Source organism: Martelella mediterranea, assembly GCF_021021415.1.
GTDB classification, from domain to species: Bacteria; Pseudomonadota; Alphaproteobacteria; order Rhizobiales; family Rhizobiaceae; genus Martelella; species Martelella mediterranea_C.
In genome coordinates this window covers 237,368-261,469 of record NZ_JAINWJ010000004.1, presented here as the reverse complement: position 1 = coordinate 261,469, position 24,102 = coordinate 237,368, and the positions used below count along the sequence as shown (strand labels likewise).

23 protein-coding genes are annotated in these 24,102 nt (G+C 64.4%); 12 read left to right on the top strand and 11 right to left on the bottom strand.

Annotation, left to right across the window (positions count from 1 at the left end; all coding sequences use genetic code 11):
* Positions 1-398 precede the first annotated feature (398 nt).
* Entirely contained in the window at positions 399-1,082 is a 684-nt protein-coding gene (locus K7H91_RS02990) for a YoaK family protein (protein ID WP_230718724.1), read from the top strand.
* 109 nt (positions 1,083-1,191) lie between these two features.
* Here the strand turns inward: K7H91_RS02990 and K7H91_RS02985 are convergent, their stop codons facing one another.
* A complete protein-coding gene (locus K7H91_RS02985) occupies positions 1,192-2,322 on the bottom strand; it encodes a cytochrome C (protein ID WP_230718723.1) in 1,131 nt (376 codons plus the stop codon).
* 172 nt (positions 2,323-2,494) lie between these two features.
* Between K7H91_RS02985 and K7H91_RS02980 the strand changes: the two genes are divergently transcribed.
* Genes K7H91_RS02980 through K7H91_RS02940 form a run of 9 tightly spaced genes read left to right on the top strand, consistent with a single transcriptional unit; the run spans position 2,495 to position 9,420 of the window.
* Complete coding sequence (locus K7H91_RS02980) at positions 2,495-3,757, top strand: Na(+)-translocating NADH-quinone reductase subunit A (protein ID WP_230718722.1); 1,263 nt, start codon at positions 2,495-2,497, stop codon at positions 3,755-3,757.
* Positions 3,754-4,554 (top strand): RnfABCDGE type electron transport complex subunit D, encoded by an 801-nt coding sequence (locus tag K7H91_RS02975; RefSeq protein ID WP_230718721.1) that lies wholly within the window; start codon positions 3,754-3,756, stop codon positions 4,552-4,554. Before K7H91_RS02980 ends, K7H91_RS02975 begins: the two co-directional genes overlap by 4 nt.
* Entirely contained in the window at positions 4,547-5,347 is an 801-nt protein-coding gene (locus K7H91_RS02970; protein WP_230718720.1) for an FMN-binding protein, read from the top strand. Before K7H91_RS02975 ends, K7H91_RS02970 begins: the two co-directional genes overlap by 8 nt.
* A gap of 1 nt (position 5,348) precedes the next feature.
* The gene (locus K7H91_RS02965; protein ID WP_230718719.1) at positions 5,349-6,014 is read left to right on the top strand and encodes an NADH:ubiquinone reductase (Na(+)-transporting) subunit D; all 666 of its coding nucleotides are present in this window, start codon (positions 5,349-5,351) and stop codon (positions 6,012-6,014) included.
* A complete protein-coding gene (gene nqrE, locus K7H91_RS02960; RefSeq protein ID WP_230718718.1) occupies positions 6,011-6,622 on the top strand; it encodes an NADH:ubiquinone reductase (Na(+)-transporting) subunit E in 612 nt (203 codons plus the stop codon). Before K7H91_RS02965 ends, nqrE begins: the two co-directional genes overlap by 4 nt.
* Positions 6,619-7,845 (top strand): NADH:ubiquinone reductase (Na(+)-transporting) subunit F, encoded by a 1,227-nt coding sequence (gene nqrF / locus K7H91_RS02955; RefSeq protein ID WP_230718717.1) that lies wholly within the window; start codon positions 6,619-6,621, stop codon positions 7,843-7,845. Before nqrE ends, nqrF begins: the two co-directional genes overlap by 4 nt.
* A 3-nt stretch (positions 7,846-7,848) precedes the next feature.
* Positions 7,849-8,844 carry an FAD:protein FMN transferase gene (locus tag K7H91_RS02950; RefSeq protein WP_230718716.1) on the top strand — a complete coding sequence of 332 codons (996 nt, stop codon included), beginning with the start codon at positions 7,849-7,851 and terminating at the stop codon, positions 8,842-8,844.
* Between the two features lie 19 nt (positions 8,845-8,863).
* Entirely contained in the window at positions 8,864-9,031 is a 168-nt protein-coding gene (gene nqrM / locus K7H91_RS02945; protein WP_230718715.1) for a (Na+)-NQR maturation NqrM, read from the top strand.
* Positions 9,028-9,420 carry a CBS domain-containing protein gene (locus K7H91_RS02940; protein WP_230718714.1) on the top strand — a complete coding sequence of 131 codons (393 nt, stop codon included), beginning with the start codon at positions 9,028-9,030 and terminating at the stop codon, positions 9,418-9,420. Before nqrM ends, K7H91_RS02940 begins: the two co-directional genes overlap by 4 nt.
* Positions 9,421-9,686: 266 nt before the next feature.
* Here the strand turns inward: K7H91_RS02940 and hutU are convergent, their stop codons facing one another.
* From hutU to hutI, 4 genes are all read right to left on the bottom strand, one after another.
* The gene (gene hutU, locus K7H91_RS02935; RefSeq protein WP_230718713.1) at positions 9,687-11,363 is read right to left on the bottom strand and encodes a urocanate hydratase; all 1,677 of its coding nucleotides are present in this window, start codon (positions 11,361-11,363) and stop codon (positions 9,687-9,689) included.
* 14 nt (positions 11,364-11,377) lie between these two features.
* Positions 11,378-12,181 (bottom strand): N-formylglutamate deformylase, encoded by an 804-nt coding sequence (gene hutG / locus K7H91_RS02930; RefSeq protein ID WP_230718712.1) that lies wholly within the window; start codon positions 12,179-12,181, stop codon positions 11,378-11,380.
* 223 nt (positions 12,182-12,404) lie between these two features.
* Positions 12,405-13,940 (bottom strand): histidine ammonia-lyase, encoded by a 1,536-nt coding sequence (gene hutH / locus K7H91_RS02925; protein ID WP_230718711.1) that lies wholly within the window; start codon positions 13,938-13,940, stop codon positions 12,405-12,407.
* On the bottom strand, positions 13,937-15,103 hold the full coding sequence (hutI, locus tag K7H91_RS02920; protein WP_230718779.1) for an imidazolonepropionase: 1,167 nt from the start codon (positions 15,101-15,103) through the stop codon (positions 13,937-13,939). Before hutI ends, hutH begins: the two co-directional genes overlap by 4 nt.
* A 130-nt stretch (positions 15,104-15,233) precedes the next feature.
* Here hutI and K7H91_RS02915 point away from each other — a divergent pair, with 130 nt between their 5' ends.
* Positions 15,234-16,580 (top strand): formimidoylglutamate deiminase, encoded by a 1,347-nt coding sequence (locus K7H91_RS02915; RefSeq protein ID WP_230718710.1) that lies wholly within the window; start codon positions 15,234-15,236, stop codon positions 16,578-16,580.
* Positions 16,581-16,855: 275 nt separating this feature from the next.
* On the opposite strand, the gene K7H91_RS02910 is transcribed toward K7H91_RS02915, so the two are convergent.
* From K7H91_RS02910 to K7H91_RS02890, 5 genes are all read right to left on the bottom strand, one after another.
* A complete protein-coding gene (locus K7H91_RS02910) occupies positions 16,856-18,277 on the bottom strand; it encodes an alanine/glycine:cation symporter family protein (RefSeq protein ID WP_230718709.1) in 1,422 nt (473 codons plus the stop codon).
* Between the two features lie 206 nt (positions 18,278-18,483).
* Positions 18,484-19,506 carry an LLM class flavin-dependent oxidoreductase gene (locus K7H91_RS02905; RefSeq protein WP_230718708.1) on the bottom strand — a complete coding sequence of 341 codons (1,023 nt, stop codon included), beginning with the start codon at positions 19,504-19,506 and terminating at the stop codon, positions 18,484-18,486.
* 251 nt (positions 19,507-19,757) lie between these two features.
* On the bottom strand, positions 19,758-19,973 hold the full coding sequence (locus K7H91_RS02900) for a hypothetical protein (RefSeq protein ID WP_230718707.1): 216 nt from the start codon (positions 19,971-19,973) through the stop codon (positions 19,758-19,760).
* Between the two features lie 136 nt (positions 19,974-20,109).
* Positions 20,110-20,334, bottom strand: coding sequence for a 30S ribosomal protein S21 (gene rpsU / locus K7H91_RS02895; RefSeq protein ID WP_018065179.1), 225 nt, complete (start codon positions 20,332-20,334; stop codon positions 20,110-20,112).
* A 240-nt stretch (positions 20,335-20,574) separates the two neighbouring features.
* On the bottom strand, positions 20,575-20,784 hold the full coding sequence (locus K7H91_RS02890) for a cold-shock protein (protein WP_230718706.1): 210 nt from the start codon (positions 20,782-20,784) through the stop codon (positions 20,575-20,577).
* Positions 20,785-21,258: 474 nt separating this feature from the next.
* Between K7H91_RS02890 and K7H91_RS02885 the strand changes: the two genes are divergently transcribed.
* On the top strand, positions 21,259-23,112 hold the full coding sequence (locus K7H91_RS02885) for an AsmA family protein (RefSeq protein ID WP_230718705.1): 1,854 nt from the start codon (positions 21,259-21,261) through the stop codon (positions 23,110-23,112).
* 38 nt (positions 23,113-23,150) lie between these two features.
* Here K7H91_RS02885 and K7H91_RS02880 read toward each other — a convergent pair whose 3' ends face one another.
* Positions 23,151-24,020, bottom strand: coding sequence for a LysR family transcriptional regulator (locus tag K7H91_RS02880; protein WP_230718704.1), 870 nt, complete (start codon positions 24,018-24,020; stop codon positions 23,151-23,153).
* Positions 24,021-24,102 lie beyond the last annotated feature (82 nt).

Sequence of the window (24,102 nt, the reverse complement as noted above, 5' to 3'; positions counted from 1 at the left end):
GCCGGCTTCAACCGGCGGGCTTTTCTATGGAGGCGGATAAAGCTGGGCACTTGATATCGGGATGGTTCAGACGGCCCGGTTCAGCGTGTTCGCAACTGACGACAGGTTCGAACGGAGCAATGATCTTCACCGGAAAGACCGACTCGCTTGAAGTCTAAGTTCGGCATGATGACTGTCGTTTTCCCCACGTTGCAGCCTCACCATGTAATCGTCCCTGGTGCGAACCTGGCCCGAGGTCGGCATAACCATGTATTTACGCTTCGCCGCTAAGCTGCGTTCGTTCACGCGGCAAGGATAGTCGGGCGCGGTCGGAAAATGGCGCGGTCCGGGGTCGCCGCGGCTGCCGCCGTTACGGATCGGTGGTCATGAACAGGTCGTGGTCCGGTCGGAGATGATACATGTCGCGCTCCCTGCTTGCCTCGGCCTTGAGCCTGAATGGCGGCTATGTTGACACTATGGGCTTCGTCGCCTTGCACGGGCTTTTCACCGCTCACGTCACCGGCAACTTCGTGACGCTGGGCGCTGCAATCGCGACCGGCACCGGCGGTTTGCTGGCCAAGGCGCTGGCGCTGCCTGTCTTCTGCGCTTCCGTCATGGCGGCGCGCTATTTCGCGCGCTGGCTCGGGCGACATGAGCGCGCGGTGGTTCCTGTTCTTCTGAAATTGCAGTTCGCGTTGTTTGCGGCGGCCGCTGCGCTGGTATTCCTGCTGCCGACAGCCGCAAACAGTGCCGGTGAAATCATCACTGGCATGACCCTTGTCGTCGCCATGGCGATACAGAACGCCGTCCACCGGGTTCACCTGCCCGATCTTCCGCCTTCCACGCTAATGACCGGCACGACGACGCAGATCATGCTCGACGTGACCGACCTCGTCTTCGGCGGCGCGATCGACAAGGCGCCGTTGAAACGCCGGCTGAAGCGGCTGATACCGGCTCTATTCCTTTTCGCGCTGGGCTGCGCGCTCGCAGCCCTTGCCTATCGTATGATCGGCCGGTTCTGCTTCCTGGCCCCGCCGATCATCATCATGCTGGCCTTTCGCGCATTTCAACTGGAGGACAAGGCCGAGAAATCGGTGCCCTGAGGCAGGCCGGACGCTCCGGTCGGATTCTCCGCGACCTGACAGGCATGCTGCACAACCACCGACCGGATCGAGAATTTGACCGTTCGTCGTCGCCCGAACGGCCGAATAGTCAGCGCTGGATGCCCAGCGTCCCGACATCGATATCCAGCGGGCCCGCGAGGTCCTCGATCGAGTCATAGAGCAGTTCCAGCGCATAATGCGGGTTGTGGACGAAGGCGCCGGAATCGGCGTTCACGAACTTCCAGTTATAGGCCGCCTTCAGCATGCGCGGCGTCCAGGCATTGTATTTCTGCGGCCTGCCGTCGACCGTGTCGCCGCGCCCGTCCCGGTCGGCGTCGAGGAAGAAATAGGGATAGGAATGCTCGAACACGATCGGCGCGCCGGCCACCTCGATGCTGTAGTCCTGAATGGTCTTCAGCAGGAGCGCCGCATTGGCCTCGATATCGGAGCGGATGCCCTTGGAGATGTCGCCGCTGCCGTCATAGCTGATCCGCGAAATGCGGATCGCGCCCGGCGCGCCGCTCTCGTGACAACTGAGACAGGTTTGCTCGGCCACGGTCAGCGTATGTGGATCGTGACAGGAGGCGCAATCATTGATCGGGCGGGCGTGGAAGAACCGGCCGCTATAGGATTTGCCGGGATATTCGAAACCGCCCGCCCCGATGCTGCCGAGCCGCATCGCGCCGGCCAGCGCATAGTGGGGATTGACGAAATTGATCGACGGGTCGGGCGTATCCTCGTCCTTCTCGCCAACGGCTTTCGTCACGCCGACCCCGGCCTCGCGGCCGATATGACAGGTCATGCAGGCGGCCTGGGCGCCCGGCGCCACCGGATGCTCGATGCCGCTCGGCAGGGTGATTGCGGCAATTTCCCCGAGGCCGGGGCTGTGACAGGTGTCGCAATCGACCACGCCGCCGACCGGCGTCGGCCCCTCGATGCCCGGCGCGCTGCCATCCAGGCCGTGGAAATCCCGGAAGCCGGCGCCGGAGTGACAGGCGGCGCAATTCGCGGGAATTTCGCCCTCGCTATCCCAATGGGTAAAGGCTTCGGCGGAGGCATCGGCATGGGCGGACCGCGCCCAGGCGGAGATCAGTTCCTGCTGGGGAACCGGTATCTGGTCGGGGCGGAACGGACCGGACTGCGGCATGACATAGAGCTGCAGCGCCTCCACCGCGTCGGAAGAATTCTCCTGTGCATTGGCAGTACAAAAATTGACAATTGTCAATATCGCAGCAACCATGAACAGGATTCTTGAGTTAACGCGACCAACTACCAATGACATATCTTTCCACCCCCGCTGAAAAACTTCAGTTTGAACGTGTGGGAATGCTAAACAATCTGTTCCATCCCGGCAAATCAAATGTCATGATGTTTGCGTTGTATTTGCATTCAAGTTCTTGAGGAGCGACGCGTTGGTCGGCCTTTTCGGCACCGGTCTGTCTTTGACCACCGGCTCAATATCACCGGATTATAACCGCATTGCAACGGCGCTGACCGTCGAGGCAGCATTGACGCCGGCCCGGGGCGAGGAGCTGCGCGTCACCCCGCTCGTCGGCGTCGACGACATTGTGTCGCAGGGCCAGCCGGTGCTCGGCCTGCGCAATGCTCCGGATATTCAGATGGTTGCCCCGATGGCCGCTCGCATTGCCGCCATCGACCTGGAGCCCGGCCGGCGACTGACCCGGCTTTTGCTGTTCGCCGAGGAAACCGGCGCGCGCTTTGCCCATGACGTTGGAGACGCCGACCATGATGCCGCCAGCCTGCGTTCGCTGCTCAAGGCATCCGGGCTCTGGCGCCGCATCCTGAGCCGCCCGTTTGGCCGCATGCCGGGGCCGGACGAGATGCCGTCGGCGATCATCGTCATGGCGACCGACAGCAGGCCCGGCGCGCCCTCCCCCGTCCACGCCTTGAAAGGCCGCGAGGAGGCGCTGGCTCGCGGGCTTTCGGCGCTCGGGCATCTGGCGGGCGAGCGGCTTTTCTTCTGCGAGGCGGCGCGAATCGAGGCCGACCTGCCGCCCGCCGTGCGGCGCGTCAGGGTCGGCACGCTGCACCCACTCGGCCTTGCCGGCCTGCAGGTGCACCGGCTTGCGCCCGCTTCGCTGGCCCAAAGGGTGTGGGATATCCATGCCGAGGATGTCGCCGATATCGGCGAGCTGATCGAGACCGGCATGGTGCCGGAAACGCGGCTGGTCTCCGTCACCGGCCCCGCGCTCACCGAACAGCGTCTGGTGCGCTGTCAGCCGGGCGCGGATATGCGCGGTCTCTGTCTCGGCTTCGTGCGGCCCGGACCGCATCACATCATGGCGGGCTCGCATATCGACGGCCATCCGGGCCACTGGCTCGGCCCGCGCGACCGGCAGGTGACCGTGCTCGGCGACGATGGCGGCCACCGCCGGAACCACTGGTTTTCGGCGGCGCTGACGAGAGCCGCGCGGCCGCTGCCGATCATCCCGACGGCGGCGCTCGAACAGGCGCTCGGCGGCGATATTCCGGCCGTCGCGCTGATCCGCGCGCTTTCCGCCGGCGATCAGGAGACCGCCACCCGCCTCGGCGCGCTTTCGCTGGTCGAGGAGGATCTGACGCTCGCCGATTATGTGACGGCGGCCGAGCCGAGCCTTGCCGCCCAGCTTCGCGTGCTACTGGACCGGATCGAGAAAGAGGAGGTGGCGGCGTGATTCGTGGTTCGACCCATGGCCCGACGCGCGGAATGTGGGACCGCGAGACGGTCGCCCTGCTGCTGCTTGCGGCTGCGATGCCGATCGCCCTTGCCTGGCTCTGGTATGGCGGCATGGATGCAGCGCTGCGGCTGGTTCTGGCGCTGGTCATTTCCGGGCTGTGGCATCTGATCTTCATGCTGGCGCGCGCCCAGCCTCCCTCCTTCGCCGGCGCGCTGACGGCGCTTGCCGTCGCCATTCTGGCACCGGAGGAACTCGGCTTCGTGCCCTTCGTGCTCGGCATCAGCTTCGGTTCGGTGATGGCGGAACTGGTGTTCGGCGGCTGGGGGCGCAATATCCTGAACCCGGCGACCGTGACGCTCGCCTTTCTCGGCTTCGGCTTCGTCACCGCACCCTGGCCGGACATTGACCTGCCAATCGCCTGGGCGGCGATCCCGGCGGCTCTCATCGGCATGTTCGTCGGCGTCATGCCGGCCCGGGTTATTCTCGGCGCGGCGGCGGTGATTGCCATCGGCCTCGTCGCCGGACTGCCGCTGCAGCCGGCGCTGCCGGCCTTTGCGCTGGCGCTGGTGCTGCTGGTGGCCGATCCGGTCGCAAGCGCCTCGACGCGGCTCGGCGGCTGGCTGAACGGCGGCGTATTCGCCGCCCTCGTCATCATGTTCACGCTCAACTGGGAGGGCGCGCCGCCGGTGCGCGCGGCGGTTTCGGCAGCGCTTCTCGCCTCGCTCCTCGCCCCGCTTCTGGATGAAGCGGCGATCGCCCTCTGGCATGCCCGCAGGAGAAAACGTCATGGCTGACCTGAACCCGATTTCGGCATGGCGCCGTTTTCTGGCCCTGCCCAACGAAAACCGCTTCAAGACGGTGGCGATCGCCTTCATCGTATCGGCCGTCTGCGCACTGTTGGTGAGCGGCGCGACCGTGGTTCTGCGGCCGATCCAGGCGGCAAACCGCGCCGCCGAGCAGCAGGCGCGACTGGAAGCGCTGGTGGCCGGCATTCCCGGCATGACCCAGCTTCTGGAGCAATCCGGCGGCGCGCTTTCGACCGTGGTCGTCAATCTGAACAAGGGCCGGGCCGCCGACGACATCACGCCCGAAACCCTGCCCGCGGCGCTCGACAACGCCGCCAACTGGAAGACGCTGACGCCCGGCGAGGATACCGCCGGCATAGGCCGCCGCCCGGATTTCGTGCAGATCTACCTGCTGCGCAATGATGCCGGCGATATCGAACTGGCTCTGCTGCCGATCAGCGGCGCAGGCTATGTCGGCCCGATCAACGGCATTCTGGCGCTTAACGGCGACATGAACACGATCGCCGGCCTTGCGATCACCGACCAGGTCGAGACCCCCGGTCTTGGCGGGCGGATCGAGGAACCCGCCTTCCTCGCCCAGTTCGCCGGCACGGAAATTGCCGACCCATCGGGCAATATCCGTTTCGCCGTCGCCCACGGCAATGCCGGCAATGCCTATGAAGTCGACGGCATTACCGGTGCCACCCGCACCTCCAATGCGCTGACCAGAACGATCCGCTTCTGGCTCGGTCCGGATGGCTACGGCCCGCTGATCGCGGCGATCAAGCGCGGGGAGTTCTGATATGGCCAAGCCCATCAGCCTGTGGACGACGCTAACGGAACCGCTGATCCGCCAAAACCCGGTGACCCTGCAGATCCTCGGCATCTGCTCGGCGCTGGCGGTGACCACATCGGTCGCCACCGCCGTCACCATGTCAGCATCGCTGACGGTCGTGATCGTGCTGTCAGCATTGCTGGTGAGCCTGATCCGCCGCCACATTCCCGATTCGATCCGGCTGATCGTGCAGATCGTGATCGTCGCCTCGCTGGTAATCGTCATCGACCAGTTCCTGCAGGCCTATTTCTTCGACATCAGCAAGCGACTGTCGGTGTTCGTCAGCCTGATCACCACGAACTGCCTGGTGCTGGGGCGCACCGAATCCTTTTCGCGCAACAACCCGCCGCTGCCGTCAATGGTCGACGCGCTCGGCAATGGTCTCGGCTATTCGCTGGTGCTGATCGTCATCGGGTCGCTGCGCGAACTGTTCGGCACCGGCAAGCTGCTCGGCTACCAACTCTTCGCCACGACCGATCAGGGCGGATGGTTCGAGCCGCTGAACCTGATGCTGCTCGCTCCGAGCGCCTTCTTCCTGATCGGCGGGCTCGTCTGGGCGATCCGTTCGGTGCTTCCCGAACAGGCGGAACCCGCCGAGTTCACGCCGCCGGAAACCGGGGAGGCAGGCCGATGAGCGGATTTGCAGGCCTCTTCCTGAGCGCGGCCTTCGTCGAGAACATGGCGCTGACGCTGTTTCTCGGGCTCTGCACCTTTCTGGCGCTGTCGCGCCGCACGGGTTCGGCACTCGGCCTCGGCATCGCGGTGGTGGCGGTGATGGGCGTGACCATGCCGCTCAACAACCTGATCTACAACGCGTTTCTCAGACCCGGCGCATGGGCCTGGGCCGGCATGCCGGACACCGACCTCTCCTATCTGAAGCTGATCGCCTTCATCGGCGTGATCGCGGCCACGGTCCAACTCGTCGAAATGGTGCTCGACCGGTTCTTTCCGGCAATCCATGCCTCGTTCGGCGTGTTCCTGCCGCTGCTGACGGTGAACTGCGCCATTCTCGCCGGCAGCCTGTTCATGGTTGAGCGGGACTACAACCTGGCGGAATCGACCGTGTTCGGTCTCGGCGCGGGCTTCGGCTTCGGGGTTGCCGTGGTCATGCTCGCGGCGATCCGCACCCGGCTCGCCTATGCCGACCTTCCGAACGGCCTGCGCGGCCTCGGCATCGCCTTCACCATTGCCGGCATGATGTCGCTCGGCTTTTCGGCCTTTGCGCAGATGGTGTCGCCATGAACGAGATCGTCCTTGCCGCCGTCATCGTCATCGCGCTTGTGGTCATTCTGACGTTCGCGCTGCTGGTGACCCGCACACGTCTGATCCCGGCCGAAAAGATCGTGATCAGCGTGAACGGCGCGATGTCCCTTGAGGCCCAGCGCGGCGAGCGGCTGCTTGGCGTGCTGCACCGCGCGGGCATCGGCATCCCCGCCGCCTGCGGCGGCTCCGGCACCTGCGGGCTCTGCCGCGTCCATGTGGAGGGCGAAGGTGCGGGCGAACCGCAGGCGACCGAGCGCGGTGTGCTGTCGGCCGCCGAGCGGCGCTCCCACATCCGCCTTGCCTGCCAGACGGCGCTGCGCGGCCCCTGCGCCGTCACGGTCCCGCAGGATTTCGTCGGCGCGACCGGCTTTACCTGCACCGTGGTTTCCAACACCATGAAGGCGCCGCTGATCCGCGAGCTTGTGCTCAAGCTACCCGAGGGCCAGCCCTTCGATTATCGCGCCGGCGGTTTCATGCAATTGACAGCGCCGCCCTACCGGCTCGATTTCCACGATATCGAAATCGATGAGGCCTTCACCGATTCTTGGCGCATTGCCGGCTGGCAGGAGATGACGGGAGCCTCCGATAGCCCGGTCACCCGCGCCTATTCGATCGCCAACCGCCCGCGCGACGCAGCGGAAGGTCGCGCCGTGTTCAACATAAGGCTCGCCGCACCGCCGCCGGGCCGCGAGCAGGAGATCCCGCCGGGCATCGTCTCGTCCTATCTGTTCGCGCTGAAGCCGGGCGACGAGGTGCAGGCTTCCGGCCCGTTCGGCGAATTCCATGTTCAGCCGACCGACCGCGAAATGGTGTTCATCGGCGGCGGCGTGGGGATGGCGCCGCTGAGGGCCATGATCCACGAACAGATCGGCAAGGGCACGACGCGGAAGATGCGCTATTTCTACGGCGCCCGCTCGCTCGCCGACCTGTTCTATGTCGAGGAGTTCGACGCGATCGCAGCCGAACACGAGAACTTCTCGTGGACGCCGGCGCTGTCCGATCCGGCACCCGGCGACCGCTGGACGGGCGCGACCGGTTTCATCCACGACAATGTCCGCGCCGCGATGCAGAAGCACCCCGCGCCCGAGGACTGCGAATATTATCTCTGCGGCCCGCCGGTGATGATCTCGGCGGTGCTGGCGACGCTCGCCCGGCTCGGTGTCGAGCCGCATTCCATCTTCAACGACGATTTCGGAGTCTGAGCCATGACCGCACATCTGACCCGCCGTCATCTCCTCGCCGCCGCCGGCGCTGCCGGCTGCGCCCTCGCCGGCCCCGGCCTGCTGCGCGCGGCCCCCGCAGCACGGCACGTGACCGGCATGGCCTTCGCCTCCGACTGGAGCATCACGCTGGCCGATAACGCCGATGCTGCCGGCTTGAAACAACGCTTCGACCGGCTGCTCGCTGGCATCGACCGGATGATGTCGCCCTGGCGCGCCGACAGCGAGATCACCGGTTTCAACACGGAGAAGGGCGAAACCGCCCGGATTTCCGCCGAAACGGCGTTCACGGCAGAGGCCGCGCTTGCCATGGCATCGGAAAGCGATGGCTGGTTCGACCCGACCATCGGCCCGATCGTCGCCCGCTACGGCTTCGGCCCGATCGAAGGCAATGTCGGCCCCGAGGATGGGGCAGCCCCGCGCTGGCGCGCGCTCGTCGTCGAAGGCGACCGGCTGGTCAAGCGCGCCCCGGGCCTCACCATGGATCTCTGCGGCATCGCCAAGGGCCGGGCGCTGGACCTGATGGCGCTGGAACTGCGCAAAGGCGGCCATGAGGATTTCCTGATCGCCATCAGCGGTGAACTGCTTGCAAGCGGCCGCCACCCCGAGGGCCGGCCATGGCAGGTGGCGGTGGAAGACCCGCGCATCGAGGCCAACGGCGCGTTCGGCGTGCTGGGGCTCGACAATGCGGCGATCGCGACCTCCGGCTTGAGAGCGCAGAGCTACGATCTTGGCGGCACGCGCTACAGCCACATCATCGACCCCTACAGCGCCCGCCCGGTCGAAGGCGCAATCGCCTCCGTCTCGGTGATCGCCCCGGATGCGATGACCGCCGATGGCTGGGCGACGGCGCTGACGGCGGCAGGAGCTGAAGGCCCGACCCTGGCGAAAAGCCGCGGCATCTCCGCACTGTTCCTGTTCCATGACGGGACCGGTCTCAGAAGCGAAAGCGTGAACGGTTTCGACCGTTTTCTGCTATAAAGGGGGCGAGGAGGCGGCAATGGAAATCATTCTGGCAATCGGGATTTTCGTGCTGGTGGCGGCCGGGCTCGGGCTCGGGCTGATGCTCGGCCGCGGACCGCTGAAGGGCTCGTGCGGCGGCATGGCCTGCCTCAAGGATGTCGCCTGCGAAGGCTGCCCGCACCGGGCGGAAAAGGAGGCGCGATGACCGGCACCATCGAAGACATCACCCGCGCCGATGCGCTGACGGTGACGCCGGACATGGCCATCCGCCGTGCGGTGGCGCTTCTGGTGGAAAACAGGGCCGCCGGCGCGCCCGTGGTCGATGACACCGGCACGCTTTGCGGCCTTCTGACCCAGAAGGACTGTTTCCGCCCGACGCTGCAGGCAAGCTATTACCAGGAATGGAAGGGCACCGTCGGCGACTACATGACAACCACGCTGGTGACCCTGCCGGCCAGCGCCGACCTGATGACCGCCGCCGAAGCCTTCCTCGAACACCCGCACCGCATCTTCCCCGTCGTCGACGGCGACCGTCTCGTCGGCCTCATCCGCCGCTCGGACGTGCTGGCGGCGCTGGTGCGGCTGAGCAACTGAACGATCGGCTGCCGCGCTCGATTTCGCAGCCAGGGAAAACGCGTCGATAAGCCGAACAGTCGACGGCCGGCGTTCTTTCTGGCATTGTGGGCCTGCCCTCATCCGACCTCCGGCCACCTTCTCCCCAAGGGGACGCCGGAGAGGCATTGCCTATCCACTCTTCACGGCGCTCGCCGCTTGTTCCCCCTCGCTCCGCAGGGGAGAGGGTGGCGCGGATGCGCCGGGTGAGGGGCGGAACCCCGGCGTTTATTGTTCCCTCGGGCCGATCAGTTCCCGAGAATCCCCGGCAGGCGAAGCCCGTTTTCCCTGGCGCATTCAATGGCAATATCATAACCCGCATCCGCATGACGCATCACGCCGGTGGCCGGGTCGTTCCAGAGTACGCGCCCGATGCGGCGGGCGGCATCGTCGGAACCGTCGCAGCAGATCACCATGCCGGCATGCTGGGAGAATCCCATGCCGACGCCGCCGCCATGATGCAGCGACACCCAGGTCGCGCCGGAGGCGGTGTTGAGCAGCGCGTTGAGCAACGGCCAGTCGGAAACGGCATCAGAACCATCCTGCATCGCCTCTGTCTCGCGGTTCGGCGAGGCGACGGAGCCGGAATCCAGATGATCGCGGCCGATGACGATCGGGGCCTTCAGCTCGCCGTTCTTCACCATCTCGTTGAAGGCGAGGCCAAGCCTGTGGCGATCGCCAAGCCCGACCCAGCAGATGCGCGCCGGCAGCCCCTGGAAATGGATGCGCTCGCGGGCCATGTCGAGCCAGTTGTGCAGATGATGATTGTCCGGCAGTAGTTCTTTCACCTTGGCATCGGTCTTGTAGATGTCCTCCGGATCGCCGGAAAGGGCTGCCCAGCGGAACGGGCCGATGCCCCTGCAGAACAGCGGGCGGATATAGGCGGGCACGAAGCCAGGAAAATCGAAGGCGCGTTCGCAGCCTTCTTCCTTGGCCATCTGGCGGATATTGTTGCCGTAATCGACCGTCGGAATGCCCTTGTCCCAGAAGGCGAGCATCGCCTCCACATGGGTGCGCATCGATGCGCGCGCGGCCTTTTCGACGGCCTTAGGATCACGCTCGGCCTTCTCGCGCCATTCGCCGAGGCTCCAGCCGGCGGGCAGATAGCCGTTCACCGGATCATGCGCCGAGGTCTGGTCGGTGACGATGTCGGGGCGCACCCCGCGTTTGACGAGCTCTGGCAGGATTTCAGCCGTGTTGCCGAGAAGGCCGACGGATTTCGCCTCACCCGCCTTGGTCCAGGCGTCGATCATCGCGAGCGCCTCGTCCAGCGTCTCGGCCTTTTCATCGACATAGCCGGTGCGGAGCCGGAAATCGATGCGGGTCGGATCGCATTCGACGGCAAGGCAGCAGGCGCCCGCCATGACGGCGGCCAGCGGCTGCGCGCCGCCCATGCCGCCGAGACCGCCGGTGAGGATCCACTTGCCCTTGAGGTCGCCATTATAGTGCTGGCGGCCGGCCTCCACGAAGGTCTCATAGGTGCCCTGTACGATGCCCTGCGCGCCGATATAGATCCACGACCCGGCCGTCATCTGTCCGTACATCATCAGGCCCTTCTTATCGAGCTCGTGGAAGTGATCCCAGTTCGCCCAGTGCGGCACGAGGTTGGAATTGGCGATCAGCACGCGCGGCGCATCCGCATGGGTGCGGAACACGCCGACGGGCTTGCCGGACTGCACCAGCAGCGTCTCGTCCTCTTCTAGCGTCTTCAGCGTCTCGACGATCCTGTCGAAATCGCCCCAGGTGCGCGCCGCGCGGCCAATGCCGCCATAGACGACCAATTCATGCGGCTTTTCCGCGACATCCGGATCGAGATTGTTCATCAGCATGCGCAAGGGGGCCTCGGTGAGCCAGCTCTTGGCGTTGAGCTCCGTGCCGGTCGGGGCGTGAATTTCGCGGGCATTGTGTCGCGGATTGTCGGTCATGGCTTGTCCCTCTTTTACATGCGCGCGGAGAACGACAGGCGTTCGATCCGCTCCAGAATATCCTGCAAATGGCCTCGCAGCTTGCCGGCCTTTTCCTCGTCATAGGCGAAGGGCGGCGCTTCGGTGGCGAGATGCGTTGATTGCGCCAGCTCCATCTGTATCGCGTGGACGCCGGTCGCGGGCTTGCCATAATGCCGCGTTGTCCAGCCGCCCTTGAAGCGGCCGTTGACGGCATAGTCATAGCCGGGCGCATGCGAAACAACGCCTTCCACGGCAGCCTCGAATTCGGGCGCGCAGGTGACGCCGAGATTGGTGCCGATGTTGAAATCCGGCAATTTGCCCTCGAAGAGAAAGGGAATGTGCGAGCGGATGGAGTGGCAGTCATAGAGAATGACGATGCCGTGTTCCGCCTTCACCCGCGCAATCTCGGCGGCAAGGGCCGCGTGATAAGAAGCGTGAAAGGCTTCGATGCGCGCCGCGATATCGGCCTCTGTCGGTTCTTTGCCGCCCTTCCAGATCGGCTTGCCGTCAAAATCCGTCTCAGGGATCAGGCCGGTGGTGTTCTGGCCGGGATAGAGGCTCGCGCCCGACGGATCGCGATTGGCGTCGATCACATAGCGATGGAAGGTCGCCTTCACTGTGGTCGCATCGGCCAGAAGACCGTCATAGAGCCGGTCGACATGCCAGTCGGTATCGGCGAACAGAAGGCCGTTTTCATTGAGCCGCGCCTTGATCTCCGCCGGCACATAGGTGCCGGTGTGCGGGAAACCGAGGATGATGGGCGATGCGCCGTGTTTGACGATGACGGGATCGGTCATGGGACAATATTCCTACGTCTAGTGTTACTGCTTGCGCCGCCTGCCCTCATCCGGCCTTCGGCCACCTTCTCCCCAAGGGGAGAAGGGGACGCCGGCGACGCCCTGCCTGTCCGCCTAGTCCGGTGATGGCTGCTTGCTCCCCCTCGCCCCGCAAGGGGAGAGGGTGGCGCGCATGCGCCGGGTGAGGGGCGGAACCCCGGTGCCGGTGAAGTGCAAAATGAAATCAACGCCCGACCTCCGGCAAAACCCTCGCCCCGACCGCACTGATCAACACGCCATCACTCACCGCCACGGCCGCCTTCTCCAGATCACTGGCCATGTAGCGGTCGTTTTCCAGCGTCGGCACCAATCCCCGGAACGCGGAAATGACCCGCTGCAGGGCCGGACTGGTGGAAAGCGGCGCGCGCAGTTCGACGCCCTGAACGCTGCAAAGCGCTTCGATGCCGATAATGCTTGCAAGGTTCTCGGTCATCGCCAGCAGCCGCCGCGCGCCGTGGCAGGCCATCGAGACATGGTCTTCCTGATTGGCCGATGTCGGCGTGGAATCGACCGAGGCCGGGTGCGCCATCTGCTTGTTCTCGCTCATCAGCGCGGCAGACGTCACCTCCGCGATCATCAGTCCGGAATTGAGCCCCGGCTTTCTCGAAAGAAACGCGGGAAGACCGAAGGAAAGCGCCGGGTCCACCAGAAGCGCAATCCGCCGCTGGGCGATCGCGCCGATCTCGCAGACGGCGATGGCGATCTGGTCGGCGGCGAAGGCCACCGGCTCGGCGTGGAAATTGCCGCCGGAAACCACGCTGTCATCGGAAAGCACCAGCGGATTGTCGGTGGCGGCATTGGCCTCGATTTCCAGCGTGCGGCCAGCCTGGCGCAGAAGATCGAGGCACGCGCCATCGACCTGCGGCTGGCAGCGGATGCAGTAAGGATCCTGCACCCGCTCATCGCCTTCGATATGGGAGACGCGGATTTCGGAACCTTCGAGCAGGGCGCGCAGGCTGGCAGCGGCATCGATCTGGCCCTGATGACCGCGCAGCGTGTGGATATCGGGATGGAACGGCGCGGGCGACCCCATTGCCGCATCAGTGGAGAGCGCGCCGGTGACCAAGGCGGTTTGCGCGCAGCGGAAGGCGCGGAACAGGCCGGCAAGGGCGAGCGCCGTCGACACCTGCGTGCCGTTGATCAGCGCCAGCCCCTCCTTGGCGGCGAGCTGCACGGGCGTGAGGCCAGCCCTTTCCAGCGCGTCCCGCCCGGAAAGCCGCTCGCCTTCGAAAAAGGCTTCGCCCTCGCCCATCATCACGGCGGCCATATGGGCAAGCGGCGCGAGATCGCCGGAGGCGCCGACCGACCCCTTTTCCGGGATCACCGGCGTAACGCCCTTTGCCAGCATGCCCTCGATCAGCCGCACCAGTTCGAGCCGCACGCCGGAAGCACCGCGGCCGAGCGAGATCAGCTTCAGCGCCATGATCAGCCGCACGACGCTGGCATCGAGCGGCGCGCCAACGCCGCAGCAATGCGACAGGATGAGGTTGCGCTGCAGGGTGGCCGTGTCGGCGGCGTCGATCCTGATCGAGGCGAGTTTTCCGAAGCCGGTATTGATGCCGTAGACCGGGGCGTTGCCGGCCGCGATCGCGGCAATGCGGGCGGCGGCCTTTTCGATGGCGGCATCGCAAGCGGGATCCAGCCGCACGGCATCATCGCCGCGATAGATTTTTTCCAGCGTGGCCAGCGTCACGCTGCCGGGGGTTAGAACAAGCGTCATCGTGCAACCTCGTGGCCGCTGACATAAAGCCGGGAAAGCGGATTGAAACCGATGCGGTAGACAAGTTCGGCAGGCGCCTCGACATCCCAGATCGCGATATCGGCGGCCTTGCCGGCTTCCAGCGTGCCGGTTTCCGCCGCAAGGCCGAGCGCGCGGGCCGCGTTCGCCGTGACGCCGGTAAGGCATTCGGCAACTGTCATGCCGAACAGCGTCGCGCCCATGTTCATCGTCAAAAGCAGCGAGGTCAGCGGCGAGGTGCCGGGATTGCAGTCGGTCGCCAGCGCAAGCGGCACGCCCGCCGCGCGCAGCGCCGCCATCGGCGGATGCTGCTTTTCCTTCAGCGTGTAGAAGGCGCCGGGCAACAGAACCGCGACGGAGCCTGCGGCGGCCATGGCCTTCACGCCGGCCTCATCGAGATATTCAAGGTGGTCGGATGACAGCGCACCAAACGAAGCCGCCATCGCAGCGCCGCCGAGATTGGAAAGCTGCTCGGCATGGAGTTTTATCGGCAGGCCAAGCGCCTGCGCCTTGTCGAAGACCGGCCGCAGCTCGTCCGGCGAAAAGGCAATGCCCTCGCAAAAGGCATCGACCGCATCGACCAGACCTTCGCGATGGGCAATCTCCAGGCCGGGCAGAACGACGTCAGCGATATAATCCGCGTTCCGGCCCTTGTATTCCGGCGGTGTTGCGTGGGCAGCGAGCCAGGTGGTCTTGATCCGGACGGGACGAAGCGTGGCGAGGCGTCGCGCCGCGCGCAGCATCTTCAGCTCGGTTTCGATGTTGAGGCCATAGCCCGACTTGATCTCGATGGTCGCCACCCCCTCGGAAATCAAGGCGTCGAGGCGCGGCAGCGCTGCCTCGACCAACTCATCCTCGCTCAGCGCATTCGTGGCCGTCACGGTCGAGACGATGCCGCCTCCGGCGCGGGCGATTTCCTCATACGACGCGCCCTCCAACCGCATCTCGAATTCCTTCGCGCGGCTGCCGCCATAAACGATGTGGGTGTGGCAATCGATCAGCGCCGGGGTTACCAGTCGCCCGCCGCAATCGACCGTGTCGAAACCGGCAAAACGCTCCGGCAATCCCGTTTCGGGGCCGACATAGGCGATGCGGCCATTCTCTATGGCAAGCACGCCTTCGATGGCCTCAGCACCATCGGCCATGGCGGCAAGAAGGGCATTGGTAAAAAGTTTCGGCGCGGCGGAAGCCATTCCTTTCCCCTTGTTGTCTTTGGTTTGATATTATGTATATACATAACACAATCACGCGCAAGAATAAAATGGGGCTCATCGCATGGCACTCTTCGCCGAAAACATTCTGACGCCCGAGGGCTGGCGCGCCAATGCACGGCTCGCCATCGAAGGCGGGCGCATCGCCGGCCTCGCCTTCGATCAAACGCCGCAACCGGGCGACGAGTGCCACGCCATCATCGTGCCCGCCATCGCCAATGTTCACTCCCACGCCTTCCAGCGCGCCATGGCCGGCCTTGCCGAGCGGCGCGGGCCCGCAAGCGACAACTTCTGGAGCTGGCGGGAGGTGATGTACCGCTTCACCTTCGCTCTTCTGCCGGATGAGGCCGAGGCGATCGCCGCCCAGCTTTATATGGAGATGCTGGAGGCCGGCTTTTCCCGCGTCGGCGAGTTCCACTATCTACACAATGACAAGGATGGCGGCCACTACGACAATATCGGCGAGATGGCGGAACGCATTGCGGCCGCCGCGTCCGGCACCGGCATCGGCCTGACGCTTCTGCCGGTTTTTTACGCCCATTCCGATTTCGGCGGCGCGGAACCGAACAATGGCCAGCGCCGCTTCATCCACAATCGCGACAGTTTTTCTCGCCTGATGGAGGCGTCCACAAAGATCGTCTCCGGCCTCGATCACGCCGTCCTCGGCGTCGCCCCGCATTCGCTGCGCGCTGTCACCCCGGAAGAGCTCGAATTTGCCGCAAGCCTGACCGACGGTCCGGTGCACATGCATATCTCGGAGCAGACGAAGGAAGTCGATGACTGCCGCGCCTGGAGCGGCAGCCGCCCGGTCGAATGGCTGCTGGAAAACACCGGCGTCGATGGGCGCTGGTGCCTGATCCACGCCACGCACATGACCGACGCGGAAGCCGAAGGCCTCGCGCGATCCGGCGCGGTCGCCGGCCTCTGCCCGGTCACGGAAGCCAATCTCGGCGACGGCATCTTCCCGGCAAGCCGGTTTCTGGCCTCAGGCGGCGCATTCGGCGTCGGCTCGGATTCCAACGTGCTGATCGGCCTTGCCGATGAGTTGCGCCAGCTCGAATATGCCCAGCGTCTCGGCGAGCGGGCGCGCAATGTCATCGCCGAACCCGGCGGCACCACCGGTCGCCGCCTGTTCGACGGCGCGCTTGCCGGCGGGGCTCAGGCCATGGGCATCGAAGCGGGCATCGCCGAAGGCAGGCCCGCCAGTTTCTTCTCGCTCGACAACAGCGCCGCCCCCTGGCTCATCGGAGACCAGGCCCTCGACGGCTTCATCTTCGCCGGTCAGGTGAAACCCGATTGCGTCTGGGCCAACGGCATCAAACAGGTCGAAGCCGGCCGCCACGTGAAGCGTACGGAAATCGAAACCCGCTTCCGCAACGCGATGACGACGCTGCTAGCTCGGAGCGGCTGAAGCGGGCAAGGAAAGCGTTCAGTGAAGGCTTTGCAGCCAGTTCCAAAGCGAGACGTGCGGACAATCTATCCGCCACAATCTCCCCCCTTGAGGGGGAGATGTCGCGAAAGCGACAGAGAGGGGTAGAGGGCGTAAGCCCTGAAAGCCGCAAACTCCGAACCTGTCGATAGGGTCCCCACCTCTGCCCCTGTCGGGGCATTTCTCCTCAAGGGGGGGATTGTGAGCTGCGAGACTCGAAACACCACAGGAAAGACCGCGGTCCCCCTGCCCTCGCCTCACTTCGCGTCGGGCCAGGCCGTGGGGTCGGTGTCGAGATCCGGGAATTTCTTCGGATCGAACACCGGCCGCTTGATCCCGGCGGCGAGTTGGTCGCGGAAATCGTTGATCAGCCGGAGCGCAATCGGGAACAGCATCATCAGGGCCAGGAGATTGACCACGGCGAGAATCCCCATCATCGGGTCGGAGAAGTTGAAAACCGCCGTTGCCCCCGGCGCGACCGCGCCGATGAAGACGATGGCGATGATGACGATCCTGAGGATCTGCAGCGCGCTCGGCTTGTCGGTCATGAAATCCAGCGCGTTCTCGCCGAGATAGTAGTTGTAGATGATCGACGAGAACGAGAACAGGAAGATCGCAGCGGTGAGATAATACTGTGCCCAGGCGCCGAGATGGTCGACAATGCTCTGCTGGGTCAGTATCACGCCGTCGACCCCTTCCTGGCCCGGCTGATAAACGTCGCCCAGCAAGATCACGAAGGCCGTGCAGGAGCAGATGATCATCGTGTCGATGAACACCGAAAAGCTCTGGGTGATGCCCTGGCTCACCGGATGGCGGACATAGGCGGTGGCGGCGACATTGGGCGCCGAGCCCAGCCCCGCCTCATTGGAAAACAATCCGCGCCTGAGACCGTTGGAGACCGCCGCGCCGATGCCGCCGGCCACCGCCTCGCGCAAGCCGAGCGCATTGGCGACGATATCCCACAGCACGGCCGGAAGGGCGGTGATGTTGATGAGCATGACCACCAGCGCCATGCCGATATAGCCGAAGGCCATGATCGGGATGATGACATCGGAAACCTTGGCGATGCGATGAATGCCGCCGAAAACGATGAAGCCGGTGGCGGCCGCCAGCACGATGCCGGTGACATAACGCGGAATGCCGAGACTGTCGGCCGCGGCCCCCGCAACGGTGTTGCCCTGGAAGGCATTGAAGCCGATCGCGAAGGCCGCGATCAGGCAGACCGCGTAGATCAGCGCCAGCCAGCGATAGTTTTCGCCAAGACCGTGGATAATGGCCTGCGCCGGGCCGCCGCGGTAATCGCCGTTCGGCTCGGTTCGTTTATAGGCCTGGGCAAGCGTCGCCTCGACAAGGCCCGAGCACATGCCGACAAGGGCGATCGCCCACATCCAGAACACCGCGCCCGGCCCGCCGGCCGTGATCGCGACCGCCACGCCGGCGATATTGCCGCCGCCGACGCGCCCGCCGACTGATACGAACAGCGCCTCGCGGGCGCTGATCTTGGAGGGATCGCCATCCTCGTCGCCCCACAAAACGCCGAACATGCGCTTGAAGAAGCGGAACTGGACGAATCCGCTCGCCGCCGTGAAGAACACGCCGAGCACGACCAGGAACGGCACCAGCGCCCAGCCCCAGGTCAGATCATTGATGTAAGTGAAAATCGTATCGAAAAACTGCACTGCCAGTCCCCTTTTGTCGCAAATGCATGCCGCGCCTACGCGCATCGATGCTCAGGGTCCCCACCCGAACGGACCGGCATGGTCCGTTGTTTTTGCTTTGCTTGGATCAAAGCGTATGCGCGAACGCGCAATGGGGCAAGCAGGTTCTGTTTTGTGATTTATCAAAATGGCGCGGCGGAGCAAAACGCTCCGCCGCGCCGGAAAAGTCAGCGCCAGCCGAGGCCGGGGGCGACATGTTTCAGGATCGCCTCGATGACATGGGCGTTATAGGCAACGCCAAGCTGGTTGGGCACGGTGAGCAGCAGCGTATCGGCCTCGGCAATCGCCTCGTCGCCCTTCAACTGCTCGATCAACCGGTCCGGCTCGGCGGCATAGGAACGGCCGAACACCGCGCGGGTCTTTTCATCGATATAGCCGATCGAATCCTGCTCGTTGCCGCCCCGGCCGAAATAGGCCCGATCCATGTCCGTGGTGAGCGCGAAGATCGAGCGGCTGACCGAAACCCGCGGCGTCCAGTCGTGACCGGCCTCCTTCCAGGCGGCGCGATAGGCGCGGATCTGGTCGGCTTGCTGCCTGTGGAGCGGCTCGCCGGTCTCGTCGAATTTCAGCGTCGAGCTCTGCAGGTTCATGCCGAGCCTCGCCGCCCATTCAGCCGTCGCATTGGTCGCAGACCCCCACCAGATGCGCTTTCTCAGCCCCTCCGAATGCGGCTCCAGCCGCAACAGGCCCGGCGGGTTGGGAAACATCGGGCGCGGATTGGGCTCGGCAAAACCCTTGCCTTCAAGCTGGTCGAGGAACACTTCCGTATGACGCCGCGCCATGGCGGCATCGTCCTCGCCCTCACCGGGCTGGTAGCCGAAATAGCGCCAGCCCTCGACCACCTGCTCGGGCGAACCGCGCGAAATGCCAAGCTGCAGCCGCCCGCCGGAGATCAGATCGGCGGAGCCCGCATCCTCGACCATGTAGAGCGGGTTTTCATAGCGCATGTCGATAACGCCGGTTCCGATCTCGATCCGGCTGGTCCTTGCGCCGATCGCCGCCAGCAGCGGAAACGGCGACGACAATTGCCGGGCGAAGTGATGTACCCGGAAATAGGCGCCGTCCGCCCCCAGTTCCTCGGCGGCGACCGCGAGGTCGATCGACTGCGACAGCACATCGGCGGCCGAGCGGGTCGCCGATTGCTGCGACGGCGTCCAGTGCCCAAAGGACAAAAATCCTATTTTCTTCATAACCTGCATACCTCCGGCATGTTCATGCCTCTGTTTCGGGGCTTGACCCTTTTGTTCCGATAGATGCCGTTCGCGCAGGCCGAGAGCAATGGGGCATTCGATGAACACTGCGTTTCCCGGTCAATCCGTGCAAACGCAAAACGACCCGCCATCGGGCGGGTCGTTGCAATATCAGCAGGTCGGTGCGGCCTGAACCGAACAATGACGGCGCAAAGGGAAAACAGCCCGTCAAGCCATAACCCGAAAAGGGCCTATTTGGCAGCCTTGCGGGCCCGGGCTTTCTTGGGCTTTTCTTCCGGAGCAGCCGCATCCCGCTCCATTCGCAGCCGGCGCAAGCGCTCCGTCTTGGTATCGAAACGCCTGGCCTCCTCGGCAATGATCTCGCGCGCCGCCTTGTCGGTGGTCGCGAGCTTGTCCGTCGCCGAAACCCGGCTGGGTTTGAAAAACTGATCTTTTGTCGCAGTCATGGCCATCTCCCTGATCGGATGCCGCACCGGCTTCCGGGGCATTCCGCGGCCGGGCGAAACCGCCTGACCTTTGCGAGAATACGTCAACATGAACGGAGAGAGCCGTTGCTCTTGTCCGCTAAGGGGCCGGCTTGGCCTAGCCCTTCTTGCGCGACGGAAGGAGACCTTCGCGCTGCATCTGCTTTCTTTTCAGCTTGCGCAGACGGCGAACCGCCTCGCCCGCTTCGCGGTTGCGCTTTTCCGAAGGCTTCTCGTAAGACCGCCGCGCCCGCATCTCGCGAAAGATGCCTTCACGCTGCATTTTCTTCTTCAGGACGCGAAGCGCCTGATCGACATTGTTATCTCTTACCAGTACCTGCAAGAAAACCTCCTTGATTGGTTTATGTTTCTTCCACGTTCCCGGCCATGCAGCGCGTCAGCGCGCACGGGCGGCAACATGAAAACAAAAAGGCCGGGATTAACCCGACCTCTTCCCAGTCACTGCCAGTACATCCGTGGTCAGCGACAGCGAATGACAATGATCTGCGGCTCGAAATAAGGCGGTATCCGCCAATGCCCGAAGCGGTTGCCAGTACATCCGTGGTCAACCAGGGCAATAAGATCAAGCAGCCTGAAGATTGTCGGCCGCGCTCTTTCCAGAGCGGTTGTCGCGAACGACTTCATAGCTCAATTTCTGACCGTCATTGAGCGACTGCATGCCTGCACGCTCAACGGCAGAAATATGAACGAAAACGTCCGTGCTGCCGTCATCGGGCTGGATAAAGCCAAAACCCTTGGCAGCATTGAACCATTCTACTGTTCCGGTCGACATAGTGATTTCCCTTCATTGGTGTTTCCTTCGCGGATATTCGCGAAAGAGATCGATTTTGAGAGGAAATCGGTAGGGCAATCAGCCCCGGACAACGTCACAAGCAATGGTCGATGGGGTTGATATAGGCCCCTGCACCGCCGATTGCAACGGTCGGAGGCAAATTAAACCAGCCGACGCGGCCGGAACGGGGCCCTGACACCCTGAAAAACAACAGGAATAGCGGCGCCGAGCGAAGTCCTCAGGGCGTGGTGCGCGGCACGAAAATCCAGCGCCAATAGATCTGCTCGCGCCTCCTTGCAGCGCTGGAACCCGGTGAGGCGAGGTTCCTGTGCCAATGGACCTTGCTTTGAATACCGGCAAACAACGGTCATTCGACCAGCCTTTGCCGGGGGCGTAAAAAGCAACCCATTATTGTGCCATTAGCAATTTTCGGTTATCGCCGGGGCGGGAGTGTGCAGGTACAGGCCTTATCTCATGAGAATTCCATCGCCAGCCGCGCTTTTTTCGGAACGGCCCCGCCGACTGGTCCGCCGCCGGTGGGTGCGCTACGCGCTGGCGGGGGGTATTCTTCTGGCTGTGGCAGCCTATCACCTCGTGCCCACCATCGTCTCGCCCGCGTCCTTGGGCGATGCGCTGGAAGGAGAGCTCTCGGATTGGCTTGGAGCGCAGGCCACAGTTGCGGGCACGCCGGAGATTTCCTACTGGCCCCGTCCCAAGATCACCGCGCATGGCGCGGCAATCCCCCGCCCGAGCGGCGGCGGACTTCTGGTCTATGGCAACGCGGCGGAATTGACGGCCGATTTCGGCATTTTCGGCGCGCTTTCCGGCAAGCCCGCCTTCTCCGACCTGACCTTCGAAAAGGCCGTCATCGTGCTGGAGGATGGCGGCGATCCGGGCGCCGCGCCGGCGAACAGGCTGGCGATGGCGGTCGCGGCCATTCAGGATGGCGAAGGCGACGCGATTGGCGGCATTGACGGCAAGGGGCCGGGAGAATTGCGGCTGATCGACAGCACCATCGCCATTGCCGGCAAGGGCGACGGCGATGGCGATGGCGATCCGCGGATCGTGAAAGCCGTCACCGGAGAACTGGACTGGGAAGAACTGGATGGCGCCGCCCGGTTCACGGGATCGGCCGAGATCGGCGGCGAGCCGACCGAGATCGCGCTCAGAACCGCCAAACCGGTCACGATGTTTGCCGGCGGCTCCTCCACGGTCGATCTCACGCTTTCCAACGCCCTTGCCTCGGTCAGCTATCAGGGCACCGCGTCGGGCAGACAGCCCTATTTCCTGGACGGCAGCTTCTCTCTTTCGACTGCCGACCTGCAGAATCTGATGACCCGGCTCGGCGTCGAGACCCGGCTTCTCAGCACCGTGGGAAAGGCATCGCTGAAAGGCCAGGTCGCGCGCAGCGGACCATCCCTGCGCTTCTCGCCGGTGGAGCTGGCGATCGGTGATTCCAAGGCAAGCGGCGCTCTCGATATCGTCATGAAGACGCCCGATGAGCCCGCCCGGATTTCCGCGACCATGGCGTTCACCGATATCGCGCTGTTCGACGCGCAGTCCTCGCTGCCATCATGGATCGATACGATGGCGGAAGGTGCTGACGACGGAACCGGCGAGCCGCTCTCCGATCTCGATCTGCGGGTCTCGGCCGGCACCGTTCGGCTTTCCGACATCACCCTTTCCGATGTCGCCGCCAGCATCATCCGCACCAGCGAGCAGACCAGTTTCGATATTGCCGACAGCAGGCTCGACAATGGCTCATTGTTCGCCCATGTCGCGGTACAAAATGCCGGCACCGCCAAAGTGCGACTGAATGCCGAAAGTGTCAGATCGGGCCCGCTTTTCCGCCAGCTTGGGATCAGCGTTCCGCTGGAAAGCGATGCGCTCACCCTTGAACTGGTCTACCAGGCGAATTTGCCGCTGGAGCGGAACGCCAAGGACGGCCTGTCGGGCAATTTCCGTTTTGCGGCCGGTTCCGGCCAGTTGACCTGGCTTGACCTCAACGCGATCCTGGCAACCGCCGAAAACAGCAACGCCTTTGCATTTTCCCCGCTGAAACAGGCGCCCTATGCCTTCCAGTCGATCAAGGGCCGGGGCAGTCTCGACGGCACCATCCTGACGCTCGACGGCGTCACCATCGAAGGCGAGAACCGGCAGGTCACGATCGAGGGACAGGTCGATACCGCCACCGGCCAGCTTGAGGCAAAGCTGACGGCGACGCCGAAGAGCGGTAATGCGCCGGGGATCGCGCTCGCTATCAGCGGCAATGCGCTGGCCGCCTTCGCGCGCGTCTCCGAGATCCCCTCCGGCCCCGCGTCCGATTAAAACGGCCTGCACTGCCCGGTTCCCGCCGTGACCGGAACTCAGGCATCCGCGCCCGAGCGTCTGCCGGCGTAGAGCTCCGCCCGCGCCTTCATGAACCGGAACAGCCGGTCGGCGACCTGACGGATATCGCGCTGACGGCGATCGTCGTCGTGAAGCACCAGCCACTGGTCGTGGGTGAGTTCATCGATCACCGGACCCGCGCGCACAAGCCGCTGGTTGGCGTCGCCGATGAAACACGGCAGGACCGCGATGCCGGCGCCGGCTTCCACCAGATCGAGCATGGAGCGTGGCCGGCTTGCCGTCATGATGATGGCGTTGGCGTTGTGCGCGTGGGGCCAGAGCAGGTAACGCGAAATCGCGGCTTCCCTTGTCACCGCGATCCATTGCTCCGCGACCGTGGCGTTCCTCGCCCTGAAAGGGGCATAGGCGGCGGGGCAGACGCGTCGGGCGGCAAGATTTGTCTCCTCCGGCCTGAAGGCGCGGATGCCGATATGGTTTTCCCGGTGGGCAAGGCTCGCGCGCTGCTCGCCGACGAGGAATTCGAGGCGGACGGGATCGCCCGGCGCGCGGATTTCATTGATGTGCTGGCTGACCAGAAAGGCGTTCCAGGTGCCAATGCCGAGGCGCACCAGCGTCGGGGCCGCCGTCTCGCCGCCCCAGTCCTCGACCCGGCGCAGCCTGCCTTCGGCATCCTTCAGCATCGCATGCAGCGTTTCCCCGTCCGGCGTCAGGCTGTAACCGCGCGGGCTGCGGGCAAAAAGCACCCTGCCGAGCCGCTGCTCGAGATCGAGCATGTGGCGACCAACGGTTGCCGGGCTCAGCGCGCTTACCTCGGAAGCGCCGGTCAGCCCGCCATGGCGGACAACCAGCAGGAACAGTTGATAATGAGACCATGGGGCATTTTTCATGGATGAAAAATAGCCCTCATTTCAGCCGGTATCAAACGATAATTTTTGCGCTTAATAGAGGCGATGGCTCACGACAAAGGGA